The following is a 14549-nucleotide window of genomic DNA, read 5'->3' as shown; positions in this document are numbered from 1 at the left end:
AAAAATTTACGCTAACATTTCATCCACCAAATCAATTCCCTTGCGCGTTGAAATACCGCGAATAAAATTAATCATCATGCTTTGAAATACATCAGCAAACATGTATTCATCATGAGGGAAAATGGTTTCATCCGAAATCAGGTTAATTTGTTCGTAGAACAACTTGGATACAATATCCACATGAATTTCCTTTCGAAACAATCCCTCATTAATCCCCTTTCGGAGCTGGGTGTAAATCTGGTTGTAATTCTTTTTTTGATTTTCCTCATGCAACGGTTTCCAGATTTCCGGATAGTATTTCTTCAGGTCATGAAAAAACAACGGACTAATGCTATTAATGGCTTTAATTCCCTCCCTCATTGAAGTCAAAAGAATTTCTATCACATTGCCCGAACGGCTCATCACCTCCTGATTCTTTTGCTCCTGCTTCTGCATCAAGACACGCATACAGGTATAAACCAATTCCGTCTTATCCTTAAAGTTCTCGTAAACCGTCCGCTTCGAGATACCAATACCAACAGCAATATCATCCATGGTAACACTTCGGATACCAAATTTGAAAAATAAGCGGGTGGCCTCTTCTATTATTCGATCGCGTACTTCCATTTTAATTCAATTTCGGCCAAAAGTAGAGAAAACTTTAAAAACCGCCAAAGTTTTTTCACCCAAAAAAAGTTAAATAACCAATCCCTCACCGCTCCTTGCCCCAAATGTGCACATCGCTCACCTCACTGCATAAAAAAAGGCTGAGTTCAATCTAAAACTCAGCCTTTTTGAAGTATTTATCAATTTCGGCAAGGCCTTTCTACAGCTAAGCAGACCAACCTTTGAAGCGATACCGAATCTGGGTTAATACATAAAACTACTGCCTCCCAAAAACTCCCGGATAAGTGAGGTTGGGGGAATTTCCTCGTCGTCAATGCTCTGAATGTAGCTGAAAAATTTCAGCAAACGATTGGCTTCGCAGTATTCAACCTGGTTCTCCGGCACATGCTTCAACAGGGGCTCAGCGTACTTTTTCAACACGGCCAGTTCATAAACCATGGCCGAATTGAACATCACGTCCGCATTTTCCTGGTAAGGGAAAATATTTTTCTCTTCGCCGTTTTTCACACTCGGCCAGCGCCGGATTGTTTCTGCAGCAGAATAGCCCCGATACATACTATCGCGAATCATTCGCCGGATTAAGCGGTTATCCGTCGTGGAAATATGGTTGTGATCATCAAACGAAATTTGGGTAAGCGCCGATAAGAATATGCGGAAACTCTGTCCTTCATCCACATGCGGTGTCAATCCCGGGTTATTTCCGTGAATTCCTTCCACCAGCAACAAGTGTCCATTCCCTAAACGAAGTTTCTCGCCGGAGTTCAGGCGCTTGCCAAGCGAAAAGTTAAACTTGGGCAACTCCACCTCTTCGCCATTAAACAGCTGAAGTAGCTGCTCGTTGAAAAACTCAATATCGATGGCTTCCAAGGCTTCAAAATCGTATTCCCCATTGGCATCGAGCGGTGTTTTCTCGCGATCGACAAAGTAGTCGTCCAGCGAAATCATATGCGGCACCAGGCCATTTACGGCAAGTTGCACGGCCAGCCGCTTGGTAAAGGTGGTTTTCCCCGAGGCAGAAGGTCCGGCAATCAGGATCACCTTAATCCTATCGTGCAAGGCATCAATTTGGTTAGCAATTTCGGCAATCTTCTTTTCATGCAGGGCTTCCGATATTTTAATGATGTCTCCACTTTTCCCTCGCGCCGTATATTCATTCAGTTTCCCCAAATCAGGCACATCCAGAATGCTGGCCCGTTGTTTATGCTCTTTGAAAACACCGAAAAGCTTTTCCTGTTTGACAACCGGATACAGCGTGTCAAAGTTATCGGGTTGCGGAACCTGCAACAACAAGCCATCGAAATAGCTTTCCAGACCAAAATTGGTCAGGTAGCCCGTTGTGGGGACATGGTGTCCGTAGAAATAATTGGCCAGCCCATTAACAAAATAGAGGTAGCTAAACAATGTTCCTTGTTGCTCAAACAAACGGGCTTTTTCCTCCAGCCCTTGCTGAAGCAGAATATCGACAGCCTCGGTGGTAGGCATGCCGCGTTTTTCAATGGGCAGGTTACGCTCAACCCACAGTCGCATTTCACTTTTCAATTCAAAAATATCCGACTCGGTAATGGGGCGCTCCAGGCCAACCAGCTCGCAATAGTATCCTTGCGAAATTCCATTCATGATTTTCAGTTTCACCTGGGGAAAGGTTTCCTTTACCGCCACATAAAGCAGGAAAAGCAAAGAACGCGTGTACAAACGTCGTCCATCCGGATGCGAGTAATCGATGAAGCGAATGCGCTTGGATTTCACAACCGCAAAGGACAGTTCCTTCACTTTGTGGTTCACCAAAGCCCCGCAAACCGGGTTTTGCAACTTTATCTGAAGATCATCCTTGATCTCTTCCAGCGTGGTTCCTAAAGGATATGCTTTTGTTGTTTGGTTATTCTCACAATAAATTTCAATGGTTTTCATCAGCTCTTCTTTTTAGTTTTTTAGACATCTGACATAAGCTCACCCCTCAACAATTCCCAGACTAAATCTGAAAAAAGCCGGGACTTATGTCGTTTTCATCATCTCCGGGAAAAGGGAATATTCACGGAACGATAGCAGGTTCATAACACCGATGGTCGGTAGCCGGACCTGCCAGTACAGGCTTCATAGGAGGAACACCTGCGTTTCCAAGACATTATTTCACGATGCAAGCCCGTTTCCCTTGGTTCAGTTCGTTTTTCAATTCAAGGTTTATGCCCGCAAATTCTGCTTCGACCTGAAAATGCGCTGCATCGACCTGCATCTCCGTTGCTTCCAGTTACATTACTGGTTATTCAACGTAGACGTCCATTTCTGGCTTAACATATCTCCGGCATTGTCCTTCAATTATAAGAATCACAATTCCGTTTTCCTTCGGACATGAGATGATTTTGCTATAAAGCTAACTCTTTTTTTAGATACCTGGCCGTATATGACTTCCGGTTCTTTACCACTTCTTCGGGCGTTCCGGCACACAACAGTTGTCCGCCCCCTTTTCCGCCCTCGGGTCCCATATCAATAATATGATCGGCCACCTTGATGACATCCATGTTGTGCTCAATCACAATCACCGTGTTTCCCCGGTCAACCAGCCTGTTTAAGACTTCCAGCAACACGCGGATGTCTTCAAAATGCAAGCCGGTGGTTGGCTCATCCAGGATGTAAAGCGTTTTTCCGGTGTCTTTCTTGGCCAGCTCAGTAGCCAGCTTTACCCGCTGCGACTCGCCACCCGACAGGGTTGTGGATGATTGCCCCAGAGTGATATAGCCCAAACCAACTTCTTGCAGAGTTTTCAGTTTGTGCGCAATGGAAGGCAAGTTTTCGAAAAACTCCACGCCTTGGTTTATTGTCATGTCCAGCACATCGCCAATGGATTTGCCTTTATACCGAACCTCCAGCGTTTCGCGGTTATAACGCTTCCCGTTGCAGCTGTCGCAGTGCACATAAACGTCCGGCAAGAAATTCATCTCAATCAGTTTCAAGCCTCCGCCCTGGCAGTCTTCGCATCGTCCGCCCTTTACATTGAAGGAAAAGCGTCCCGGCTTATAAGCCCTGATTTTGGCTTCGGGCAACTGGGCAAACAACGCCCGAATGTCGGAAAACACGCCGGTGTAAGTAACCGGATTGGAACGTGGTGTGCGCCCCAGAGGCGACTGGTCAACCTGCACCACTTTATCAATATTTTCCAGCCCTTCCAACTTTTTATAAGGCAAAGGATCCTTCACCGATTTGTAGAAATGCTGACTTAATATTGGCTGCAGCGTCCCGTTGATCAGGCTGGACTTTCCGCTACCCGAAACCCCAGTAATACAGATCAGTTTCCCCAAGGGAAATTCAACATTCACCGTTTTCAGGTTATTCCCCGAGCAGCCTTTTAACTTGATGGATTTTCCACTTCCTGCCCGACGCGACTCCGGAACAGCAATTTGATGTTCGCCGTTCAGGTATTTGGAGGTTAACGTATCGGCCTTCAGCAAATGATCGGGCGTACCCGCGGCCACAACTTCGCCCCCATGCCTTCCGGCAAACGGCCCCATATCCACAATATAGTCGGCCGTAAGCATCATGTCTTTATCGTGCTCAACCACGATAACCGAGTTACCAGTGTCGCGCAATTTTTGCAACGAATGAATCAGCCGCAGGTTATCGCGGTGGTGCAGTCCAATACTGGGTTCATCCAGAATATACAAGACATTAACCAGCTGGGAACCGATTTGGGTCGCCAGCCGGATTCGTTGCGATTCACCACCTGACAAGGTACGTGAAGTTCGATCCAGCGACAGGTACTCCAAGCCAACATCGACCAAGAAGCCCACCCGGTCACGAATTTCCTTAATGACTTCGGTACCGATTTTTTGCTGCCGGTCAGTCAATCGCTCTTCCAAATCCTGCAACCAAATACCCAGCTCACTGATATCCAGTTTGGCCACATCTGAAATGTTCCGGTTGTCAATTTTAAAATGAAGCGACTCTTTTTTCAAGCGCAGCCCGCCACAATCCGGACAGGTTTGTTCCTTGACAAATTGATCGGCCCACTTTTTCGCCTTTTTCGATGGGTTATCATCGCGCTGGCTGTTAATGTATTTAATAACCCCTTCATAACTCATCATATAATTGACCGAACTTCCGAGCGGGGAATTCTTCAACTGAATGCGTTCATTGGTTCCGTAAAGCACGACATTCAATCCATCTTCCGGAATGTCTTTCACGGGTGTTTTTAGCGTAAAGCCGTACTTTTCGCCCAAGGCTTCAATCTGCCAAAAAATCAGGGTGTTTTTTTGCGCACCAAGCGGAGCAATTCCGCCTTTAGCAATACTTTTATCCGGCTCAGGGATGATCTTTTCCAGATCAATCTCGGCTACCTGCCCCAGGCCATTGCACCGGGTACACGCGCCCTGCGGCGAGTTGAATGAAAAGTTATGCGGCGCTGGCTCGGCATAGGAAATCCCAGAAGTGGGACACATCAGCTGCCGGCTGTAATACTTCATGTGGTCGGAGTTGTGCTCCATCACCAAAATAATTCCATGTCCCTGGGTCATGGCCGTTTGAACCGACTCTTTCAGTCTTTTCATGCTTTCCGGCTCCACTTCCAGCCGATCGACTACCACCTCGATGAAGTGATTTTTATAGCGATCCACTTTCATATTGGGCACCAGCTCTTTCACCTCGCCATCAATTCGAGCATACAAAAAACCCTTGCGCCTGAACTGCTCAAACAGCTCGCGGTAATGCCCTTTCCGACCGCGCACCAAGGGCGCCATCACCAAAATTCGCTTGCCGGCAAAATTCTCCTGAATCAGTTTCAATATTTGGTCATCGGTGTATTTCACCATCTTCTCTCCGGTTTCGTAGGAGAAAGCCTCGCCGGCACGCGCATACAGCAGGCGCAGGAAGTCATAAATTTCGGTAACCGTACCTACCGTGGAGCGGGGATTTTTGTTGGTGGTTTTCTGCTCAATGGAAATAACCGGACTAAGACCGGTAATCTTATCAACATCGGGGCGCTCCATATTACCCAAAAACGACCGGGCATACGCTGAAAATGTTTCAACGTAACGCCGTTGTCCTTCTGCATAAATGGTATCAAAAGCCAGTGAAGATTTCCCACTGCCACTCAGGCCGGTAATCACCGTGAGCTGGTTTCGCGGAATCTCCACATTTATATTTTGGAGGTTGTGAACCCGGGCACCGAGCACCACAACCTTTTCTTCATTCTCTAAGCGTTCTTCTTCCAGAACCGCTGTTTCTGTTTTCTGCATGTGCATTACTTTGTAAGTGTTCTGAATCCTTCAGCCGGCAATTTGATTTCATAGGTTTTACCGGAGGTATTCGTCAGGTAGGCTTCGCGTAACCACGGATTCAGCATCTTCAGTATTTTATAATTGGTTTGGTGTTCCCGGGCAAAATCAGCAAAGTTGGCTACAGGTCCCGAAACCTGAATGGTTTTGGTGTTCCAGACGGGGTAGTAGTCATCCTCACTCACCTCAAATCCATAGGCCAAAGAATTCTCCATCACCAATTTCAACGCCAGAATCCGAAATACGTAACGGCTGGTCTCTTCTCCTAACAACAAATCGTAGTAGTTGTTTTCCTTTTGCCTTTCAATTTGGCGTCCCACAAAACTACGTCCGGCATTGTAAGTGGCTGCAACAGTCGTCCAACTGCCATATTTGGCATAGCTCTCGTGCAAGTAGGCACAAGCTGCATGCGTCGCTTTTTCAATGTGGTAACGTTCATCCACCTCACCGCTCACCTCCAGGCCATAATCCCGAGCCGTTCCTTTCATAAACTGCCAAAAGCCAACAGCTCCTGCCGGAGATACCGCCTTAGGGTTAAAGCCACTTTCAGCCAGGGCCAGGTATTTAAAATCTTCGGGAATACTATCGGCTTCTAAAATGGGCTCAATAATGGAGAAAAACCGAGGAGCCATTTTTATAAAGCGTAAGGTTTGCGAATGAAAATACGAATTGACCAGCAGTTCCCGATCCAGACTTTCGTAGATGTCAAAAAGTTCCAACGGCACTTTTTCGCCGCAGAACGTGAGCGAATCCGGCACCTGAACAGCGCTATAATAATGCCGGGCCTCAGGCTCCGCAGCCTCCTCCGGATAGGTTGAAGATTCCAAAAACTGGTAAGCTACCAACACCACAACAACTAAGATCAAACTATACAACAATTGACTTACAATCCGCTTCATAATCTTACTATTCAAAATTTACTAAACGGCAAAAATAATGCATTTGTAGCTGGCTTTCAACTTAATTAATCTGAAAAAACAAGATTTTGAATCAAATCGCCGCGATGGCTTAAATTACACAGCAACAAAGCATTTAGCACGACAATTAGATAAAAAAAGTAATTCCAAACCGAGTCCTCAAACATTTACCGGACAACAGCTTACAGCTGACCGACTTTTTAAAGAATTCGCCACCGAGGCCATATTCCACATAAAACGACTCATTAAGAAGCGAATTAATTAACTTTGCGACTTAAAACTCTCAAATTCTACTACGATGTCTAATAACGTTTTACGCTTAGCTATCCTGACTTTCATTTTAGCTTTGAGTGGTCTGGGCACCGCTTATTCGCAAGAAAAAAAATCGACGGATTGGGTAAACCCATTCATCGGAAGTACCAACTATGGAACAACAAACCCCGGAGCCATTGTTCCGCAAGGCATGGTTTCGGTAGTGCCCTTCAATGTTAGTGGATCGGCAAGCAACAAATGGGACAAAGATAACCAGTGGTGGTCAACGCCTTATTCGTGGGACAATCACTTTTTCACCGGCTATTCTCACGTCAACTTAAGTGGTGTTGGATGTCCCGAGCTTGGTGTGATCCTCTTGATGCCAACCACCGGCAAAGTGGAAGCCAGCAATAAAGTTTATGGTTCGCCAATGACGGAGCAAAAAGCGTCGCCCGGCTTTTACTCCAACCACCTGGAAAAATATGACATTACCACAGAAGTAACCGCCAGCGCCCGGGTTGGACTGAGTAAGTTCAAATTCCCCAAAGGCCAATCCAACATCCTGTTGGACTTGGGAACGGGATTAACCAACGAAAGCGGAGCCGCGCTACGGATTGTTAATAACCGTGAAATTGAAGGCTGGCGCATGACCGGCACATTTTGTTACAACGATGGAACTGAACGCCCGGTTTATTTTGTAGCCCGTTTTAGCAAGCCGGCCAAATCATTCGGAGCTTGGAAAAAGATGCCACAAATGACAGCCGAATCAGCTTGGTCTTCAACCGATGGTGCCTTCAAGTTCTATCCTGAATTTCAAGCACAGATGGCCGGCGACAGCATCGGTGCTTACATGACATTTGATACCGAAAGTAACGAAGAAGTATTGGTAAAAGTGGCTGTTTCGTACGTCAGCATTGAAAATGCCCGCCAAAACATGGAGGTGGAAATGCCCGACTTCAACTTTGACCAAACACGCACAGCAGCCAAAGCCCAATGGGAAGAAGCGCTATCACGCGTATCGGTAAAAGGTGGAACGGACGATCAGAAAACCATTTTCTACACGGCGCTGTACCACATGCACATTCACCCCAACGTAATTAATGATGTCAACGGTCAATACCCTTTGATGGAGTCCTACGGAATTGGCGAAGTTAAAGAAGGCGACCGCTACACCGTTTTCTCGCTTTGGGATACTTACCGGAACTTTCATCCGCTAATGAGCTTGATTTACCCCGAGCAGCAGCTGGACATGGTGCGTTCGATGATTGCCATGTACGAAGAAAGTGGCTGGCTTCCGAAATGGGAACTTAACAGCACCGAAACGCATGTAATGGAAGGCGACCCTGCCATCCCGGTAATTGTTGACACTTACCTGCGCGGACTAACTGACTTCGACACGGAGTCTGTTTATGAAGCCATGTATAAGTCGGCAACCACCGAAGGAGCCAAAAACAAGTTACGCCCGGATATTGACGATTACCTGTCCAAAGGATACGTGCCTTACACAACACCTTTTGACAACTCGGTATCGCATGCCTTGGAATACTACATTGCCGACTGGAACCTGGCTCAGTTTGCGAAAGCTTTGGGCAAAGATGCAGACTACAAACGCTTCCTGGCTCAGTCGCTGCGTTACAAAGAATATTACGACAAGGATGAATTCCAGATGATTCGACCCAGAATGGCCGATGGCTCATTCTATCAAGATTTCGATCCAAAACAAGGAGAGAACTTTGAGCCAAGCCCTGGGTTCCACGAAGGAAACGCCTATCAATACACCTTTTGCGTTCCTCATGACATCAATGGACTCATGAAATTGATGGGTGGAAAGAAAAAATTCACAAAAAAACTGCAGGGTATTTTTGACGACGGTCATTATGATGTGGCCAACGAGCCCGACATTCATTACCCGTGGTTGTTCAACTACGTGAAAGGAGAAGAATGGCGCACCCAAAAAGAAGTGAGCCGCTTGCTAAACGAGCATTATAAAAATGCGCCGGGAGGAATTCCGGGGAACGACGACTGCGGAACACTTTCAGCCTGGGCCGTCTACAGCATGATGGGCTTTTACCCTGTTTGCCCGGGTAATACCGACTACAGCATTGCTCAACCCGTTTTTGACGAAGTTAAAATTCGTCTGGATCAAAATTTCTATCCAGGCAAAGAACTCATCATCCGCACCAAAGGAGATGGAGAGTACATTCAAAAGATTAGCAAAGACGGGAAAAAGCTGAATCGTTATTTCATCAACCACAAAGAGCTTGTTTCGGGTGGTGTACTGGAAATTGAGAAATAAAAGAATACAAAATACCAACGAACATGCGTTTTAATCAACTGAAAAAAATCCACCCTGCAGCCTGGATCCCTACCGTCTACTTTGGCATGGGACTTCCCTTTGCTGCTATTAATCAGGCTTCGCCATTGATGTATGAAAGCCTGGGCATTAGCGATGCGATGATTGCCTTTTGGACGTCGTTGCTTCTTCTGCCTTACACCTTGAAATTTTTATGGAGCCCGGTACTGGAAATGTTCAAAACAAAGAAACATTTTGTGGTAGCGACCCAGTTTGTAACCGGTGCCACCTTTGCTCTGGTAGCCTTTTCGTTACAATTGAATGAGTTCTTCACTTACTCCATTGCGCTGCTGGCCGTGATTGCCCTGAGTGGGTCAACGCACGACATCGCCACCGATGGGGTGTACATGAATGTTTTATCATCGCAAAACCAGGCCCGGTATATTGGCTGGCAGGGAGCTGCCTACAACATCGCCAAAGTTTTAACAGCCGGTGGGTTGGTCTACTTGGCCGGAATATTGGAAAACACAATTGGGGCTGTTCATGGCTGGATGATTATCATGGTAATTTATGGAGCAACCATGATCCTGCTTGCCCTTTACCACACCCGGATGTTGCCCTCAGGAGGGGCTGCCACAGGGCAAGTCGATTCATTGAAAGAAGGCTTTCAAACCCTGTGGGATGTATTGCGAACATTTTTCCAGAAGAAATACATTGGCTGGTACATCGCCTTCATCATCATCTACCGGTTTGCCGAAGGCTTTGCCGTAAAAATTGCACCCCTGTTCTTTAAAGCATCCATTGCTGATGGAGGACTTGGATTAAGCACTTCGAAAATTGGGCTTCTGTACGGGGTATTTGGGTCCGGAGCATTTGTTCTGGGGTCCTTGCTGGCTGGCTATTTCATTGCTGGCAAAGGATTGCGGAGATCGCTTTTTACCCTCATCTGCATCTTTAACTTTCAGTTTGTCGTATATGCCTTACTGGCTGTTTTTCGCCCGTCAAACATTTATTTAATCAGTTCTGCTGTTATTGTTGAATATTTTGCCTACGGCTTTGGGTTTGTCGGACTAACCTTATTTATGATGCAGCAAGTGGCTCCGGGAAAATACAAAATGGCTCATTATGCTTTTGCTTCAGGCATTATGAACCTGGGTGTTATGCTGCCTGGTATGCTTAGTGGCTTTTTAAGTGATTCAATTGGTTACAAATCATTCTTTCTGTTTATTTTAGTGGCCATGATTCCGTCCTTCTTTGCTGCCCGTTTTGTTCCGTTCACCCATCCCGACAACAAAGAAGCAGAACCTCAAGAGATCGAAAATAACGCATAATTTTAATCAATTAAAAAATACAAGACGATGACTACACAACCTGCAATTCCATGGGAAAACAGACCGGAAGGGTCAACCGAGGTCATGTGGAGATATTCGGCGAATCCAGTTATTGGACGCTACCACATTCCAAGCTCAAACAGTATTTTCAACAGCGCCGTTGTTCCTTTTGAAGATGGCTTTGCCGGCGTTTTTCGTTGCGACAACAAAGCGGTTCAGATGAACATTTTTGCTGGATTCAGTAAAGACGGTATCAACTGGGACATCAACCACGAACCCATTGAAATGGTTGCTGGAAATACGGAAATGATCGACTCCGATTACAAATACGATCCACGGGTCGTTTTTATCGAAGATCGTTACTGGGTAACTTGGTGTAATGGCTACCACGGACCAACAATCGGAATCGCTTACACCTTCGATTTTAAAACATTCCACCAGTGCGAAAATGCCTTTTTGCCCTTCAACCGCAACGGCGTGCTTTTCCCTGAAAAAATCAATGGTCGCTACGCCATGCTGAGCCGCCCAAGTGATAACGGACACACGCCTTTTGGTGACATCTACATCAGCTACAGCCCGGATATGAAATACTGGGGAGAGCACCGCTGTGTGATGAAAGTTAGCCCATTTGAAAACAGTGCCTGGCAGTGTACTAAAATTGGAGCTGGATCAGTGCCAATTAAAACCAAAGACGGATGGTTGGAGTTTTACCACGGGGTAATCAACACCTGCAACGGCTTCCGTTACTCCATGGGAGCAGCTTTGCTTGACCTGGAAGATCCATCCAAGGTACTTTACCGTACACAACCTTACTTGTTGGCTCCAGCTGCGCCATACGAATTGGCTGGCGATGTGCCTAACGTGGTTTTCCCATGCGCTGCCCTAAACGATGGCGAGAAAATTGCTGTTTACTACGGAGCTGCTGACACGGTCGTGGGAATGGCTTTCGGTTATCAACAAGAAATCATCGATTTCATCAAGAATAACTCATTATAGCTTACTGAAGAAACACTCCACCCATCTGGTGTTGGAGCAATAAAAAATCCGGCTGCAATCAGCCGGATTTTTTTATATCTCTTAGATTGCTTCAGGCACTAAAAGCCCAGGCCCAGGTGAAGGCCCAAAGAGGCATGCGATTCTTCCTTTTCGAAGCCAAAGCCCAGCATGGGCCCAATATGAAACTCCCCAACCGTAAATTCATATAAAACTTCCAAGTGACCGGACAAGGCTTTGTGCGTTTCATCCTCTTCCTTGGCAAAACTATAGCCCGGCCCAATATTAACGGACAAACGCGGAAGAATACGGTAGTTCAGTAACGCCGTAATTGTATTGTGTGTATGTTCGTCCCATACCGATTCAAACCCAAGCCCAACCGACAAAGGACTGTGCGGGCGAATTCGATACAAGTAGTGCAGGTGCGTACCTAAAGCCAGGTCATACTCCGAAAGCAGGCTCGATCCTCCAACTCCAATGCCAATGTGGTGACGATGGTGATCGTGGTCATGCTCTTGTGCCAACGCTGCATTCGACAACAAAAGAATAAAGGCCAATAATTGAATTTTCATGCGAATATCGTGTTAAAATGTTGGTATAGAAACAATGGTTTTCACAAAAAGTTGCACAAAAAAACCCGGTATAAACCGGGCTTCTTCTTCAATATTTTCAGGTACAAATCAATCGGGGAAATAACCACGAATAACTCCACGCTTAGAATCTTTCACAAAAAGAAGGATTTCATCACGCTCGGGAGTGGCTGACATCTCTGCTTCGATAATTTCAACTGCCTGAGCAATATTCAATCCTTTTTGATAGATATACCGGTAAATCTCCTGGATTTCCCGTATTTTTTCGTTGCCATAACTGCGACGTCTCAACCCAATGGAGTTGATTCCAACGTAAGAAAGCGGCTCACGACCAGCTTTAATGTACGGAGGAACATCTTTACGAACCAGCGATCCGCCGGAAATCATAACATGAGAGCCAATGTGGCAAAACTGATGAATCGCTGTCATTCCACCAATGATTGCCCAGTCATCAACCACGACTTCGCCAGCTAACTGCGTGCTATTAACCAGAATCACATTATTTCCTACAAGACAGTCATGGGCAATATGCACATAAGCCATAATCAAGCAGTTGTTACCAACTACTGTTTTTCCCCTTGCTGAAGTTCCCCGATTAATGGTAACACACTCGCGAATGGTGGTGTTATCACCAATTTCAACTGTTGTATATTCACCTTTAAATTTTAAATCCTGCGGAACAGCTCCAATAATTGCTCCAGGGAAAATACGGCAATTTTTACCTATTCGGGTTCCGGGCATAATGGTTACGTTTGAACCAATACGAGTACCTTCCCCGATAATGACATCCTTGTCGATTGTGACAAATGGCTCAATCACCACGTTTTCTGCCACCTGTGACTCTGAATGCACGTAAGCTAACGGTTGTTTCATCTTATAATAATTGTTTTCAGTAATTTTTTAAGCCTTTACAATCTGCGCCATAAAATCGCCTTCGGCCACTACGGTCTCTCCGACATAACAAAGCCCTTTCATATTAGCAATTCCGCGACGGATAGGAGAAACCAGCTCAATCCGGAACAACAAGGTGTCACCCGGAACTACTTTCTTCCTGAACTTAACATTATCAACACGTATGAAATAGGTAGAATATTTTTCTTCTTTATCATGCAACACATACAAACCGCCACACTGAGCCATTGCCTCAATCAACAGCACGCCCGGCATTACCGGTTCGTCAGGGAAATGCCCCTGAAAGAATGGTTCGTTAACCGTAACATTTTTCACGCCTACAATATAGTCATCTTTAATTTCAATGACTTTATCAACCAACAAAAACGGAAAACGATGCGGAAGGAACGAGCGAATATCGTTGATATCCAATAAAGGCTCCTGAAGTGGATCGTATTGCGGGATGATTTTAGCGACTTCTTGTTTTCTGATTTCTTTTTTCAGCAACTTAGCAAACTCGGTATTGGCTTTATGACCAGGTTTGGTTGCAATAATGCGCCCCTTAATACGACGACCAGCCAGAGCCAAGTCACCGATAACATCAAGCAGTTTATGACGGGCGCATTCATTTTCAAACTGAAGATCCAGGTTATTTAAGATCCCCTGTTCTTTACGAACTTCAATATGCTCGTGGTTGAACAAATCGGCTAAACGGTCCAGTTCGTCCTGAGTAATGTCCTTATCCATAATAACAATGGCATTATCCAGATCACCTCCTTTAACCAAGTTGTTTTTCAACAAAAACTCCAGTTCACGCACAAAAACAAAGGTGCGGCAAGGAGCCACTTCCTGCTTAAAGTCAGCAAGATTCTCCAAGGTCGCAAATTGGTTGTTCAGCACACTTGAGTTGAAAGAGATCATCACGTTCAGGCTGTAATCCGTATCCGGCAAAGCAACAATTTCAGAGCCCGACTCTGGATCTTTATACACAATCTTTTCCGTGATTTCCAAATATTCCCGCTCAGCACTTTGCTCCACGATTCCCACTTCGGAAATGGCTTCAACGAATAATTTCGCGCTTCCGTCCAAAATAGGTACTTCCTCATTATCAATCTCAATCAACACGTTATCCAGGTCCATACCGATAAGTGCTGCCAGAGCGTGCTCAATTGTACTCAAGCGTACATTGTCTTTACCAATTACCGTTCCCCGTGAGGTATCTCCCACCAGGCTGGCATCGGCCTCCAAAACTGGAGCACCTTCCAAATCAATTCGTTGAAATTTAAATCCATGATTTTCGGGAGCTGGTTTAAAGGTCATATTAACCTCTACTCCCGTATGTAATCCTTTGCCACTTAATGAAAATTCCCGGGCTAAAGTTTTTTGCATTATTGTCATTACCAGTCGTTTTC

Annotated in this window: 10 protein-coding genes; 3 read left to right on the top strand and 7 right to left on the bottom strand. The window is 45.7% G+C overall.

Features of this window, described 5'->3' with window-relative positions; translation table 11 throughout:
* Positions 1-6 precede the first annotated feature (6 nt).
* The 4 genes from ACRD6K_RS10520 to ACRD6K_RS10505 form a co-directional block, all read right to left on the bottom strand.
* Positions 7-606: a TetR/AcrR family transcriptional regulator gene (locus ACRD6K_RS10520; RefSeq protein WP_430973227.1), complete on the bottom strand. Its 600-nt coding sequence runs from the start codon at positions 604-606 to the stop codon at positions 7-9.
* A gap of 243 nt (positions 607-849) precedes the next feature.
* A complete protein-coding gene (locus ACRD6K_RS10515; protein ID WP_430973226.1) occupies positions 850-2514 on the bottom strand; it encodes a uridine kinase family protein in 1665 nt (554 codons plus the stop codon).
* Positions 2515-2966: 452 nt separating this feature from the next.
* Positions 2967-5831 carry an excinuclease ABC subunit UvrA gene (gene uvrA, locus ACRD6K_RS10510; protein WP_430973225.1) on the bottom strand — a complete coding sequence of 955 codons (2865 nt, stop codon included), beginning with the start codon at positions 5829-5831 and terminating at the stop codon, positions 2967-2969.
* Between the two features lie 5 nt (positions 5832-5836).
* A complete protein-coding gene (locus ACRD6K_RS10505; protein ID WP_430973224.1) occupies positions 5837-6769 on the bottom strand; it encodes a lytic transglycosylase domain-containing protein in 933 nt (310 codons plus the stop codon).
* 316 nt (positions 6770-7085) lie between these two features.
* On the opposite strand from ACRD6K_RS10505, the gene ACRD6K_RS10500 reads away from it, so the two are divergent.
* The 3 genes from ACRD6K_RS10500 to ACRD6K_RS10490 are packed head-to-tail and all read left to right on the top strand — an operon-like array spanning position 7086 to position 11659.
* Positions 7086-9335 carry a GH92 family glycosyl hydrolase gene (locus ACRD6K_RS10500; protein WP_430973223.1) on the top strand — a complete coding sequence of 750 codons (2250 nt, stop codon included), beginning with the start codon at positions 7086-7088 and terminating at the stop codon, positions 9333-9335.
* A gap of 23 nt (positions 9336-9358) precedes the next feature.
* On the top strand, positions 9359-10663 hold the full coding sequence (locus ACRD6K_RS10495; RefSeq protein ID WP_299580920.1) for an MFS transporter: 1305 nt from the start codon (positions 9359-9361) through the stop codon (positions 10661-10663).
* Between the two features lie 27 nt (positions 10664-10690).
* The gene (locus ACRD6K_RS10490; RefSeq protein WP_299580923.1) at positions 10691-11659 is read left to right on the top strand and encodes a glycoside hydrolase family 130 protein; all 969 of its coding nucleotides are present in this window, start codon (positions 10691-10693) and stop codon (positions 11657-11659) included.
* 98 nt (positions 11660-11757) lie between these two features.
* Here the strand turns inward: ACRD6K_RS10490 and ACRD6K_RS10485 are convergent, their stop codons facing one another.
* The 3 genes from ACRD6K_RS10485 to ACRD6K_RS10475 form a co-directional block, all read right to left on the bottom strand.
* Complete coding sequence (locus ACRD6K_RS10485; RefSeq protein WP_430973222.1) at positions 11758-12228, bottom strand: hypothetical protein; 471 nt, start codon at positions 12226-12228, stop codon at positions 11758-11760.
* 108 nt (positions 12229-12336) lie between these two features.
* Positions 12337-13119 carry an acyl-ACP--UDP-N-acetylglucosamine O-acyltransferase gene (lpxA, locus tag ACRD6K_RS10480; RefSeq protein WP_299580929.1) on the bottom strand — a complete coding sequence of 261 codons (783 nt, stop codon included), beginning with the start codon at positions 13117-13119 and terminating at the stop codon, positions 12337-12339.
* Positions 13120-13146: 27 nt separating this feature from the next.
* Positions 13147-14535 (bottom strand): bifunctional UDP-3-O-[3-hydroxymyristoyl] N-acetylglucosamine deacetylase/3-hydroxyacyl-ACP dehydratase, encoded by a 1389-nt coding sequence (locus tag ACRD6K_RS10475; protein WP_299580932.1) that lies wholly within the window; start codon positions 14533-14535, stop codon positions 13147-13149.
* Positions 14536-14549 lie beyond the last annotated feature (14 nt).

This window comes from Sunxiuqinia rutila (genome assembly GCF_050589705.1).
In the GTDB taxonomy this organism is placed as follows: Bacteria; Bacteroidota; Bacteroidia; order Bacteroidales; family Prolixibacteraceae; genus Sunxiuqinia; species Sunxiuqinia rutila.
Note: the sequence above shows the minus strand (reverse complement) of the source record. Positions and strands in the feature narration are given on the sequence as shown.

Bases quoted from the DNA above. Each gene is read 5' to 3' on its own strand.
- ACRD6K_RS10520 (WP_430973227.1), bottom strand. From the start codon at position 606: ATGGAAGTACGCGATCGAATAATAGAAGAGGCCACCCGCTTATTTTTC.
- ACRD6K_RS10515 (WP_430973226.1), bottom strand. From the start codon at position 2,514: ATGAAAACCATTGAAATTTATTGTGAGAATAACCAAACAACAAAAGCA.
- uvrA (WP_430973225.1), bottom strand. From the start codon at position 5,831: ATGCAGAAAACAGAAACAGCGGTTCTGGAAGAAGAACGCTTAGAGAAT.
- ACRD6K_RS10505 (WP_430973224.1), bottom strand. From the start codon at position 6,769: ATGAAGCGGATTGTAAGTCAATTGTTGTATAGTTTGATCTTAGTTGTT.
- ACRD6K_RS10500 (WP_430973223.1), top strand. From the start codon at position 7,086: ATGTCTAATAACGTTTTACGCTTAGCTATCCTGACTTTCATTTTAGCT.
- ACRD6K_RS10495 (WP_299580920.1), top strand. From the start codon at position 9,359: ATGCGTTTTAATCAACTGAAAAAAATCCACCCTGCAGCCTGGATCCCT.
- ACRD6K_RS10490 (WP_299580923.1), top strand. From the start codon at position 10,691: ATGACTACACAACCTGCAATTCCATGGGAAAACAGACCGGAAGGGTCA.
- ACRD6K_RS10485 (WP_430973222.1), bottom strand. From the start codon at position 12,228: ATGAAAATTCAATTATTGGCCTTTATTCTTTTGTTGTCGAATGCAGCG.
- lpxA (WP_299580929.1), bottom strand. From the start codon at position 13,119: ATGAAACAACCGTTAGCTTACGTGCATTCAGAGTCACAGGTGGCAGAA.
- ACRD6K_RS10475 (WP_299580932.1), bottom strand. From the start codon at position 14,535: ATGACAATAATGCAAAAAACTTTAGCCCGGGAATTTTCATTAAGTGGC.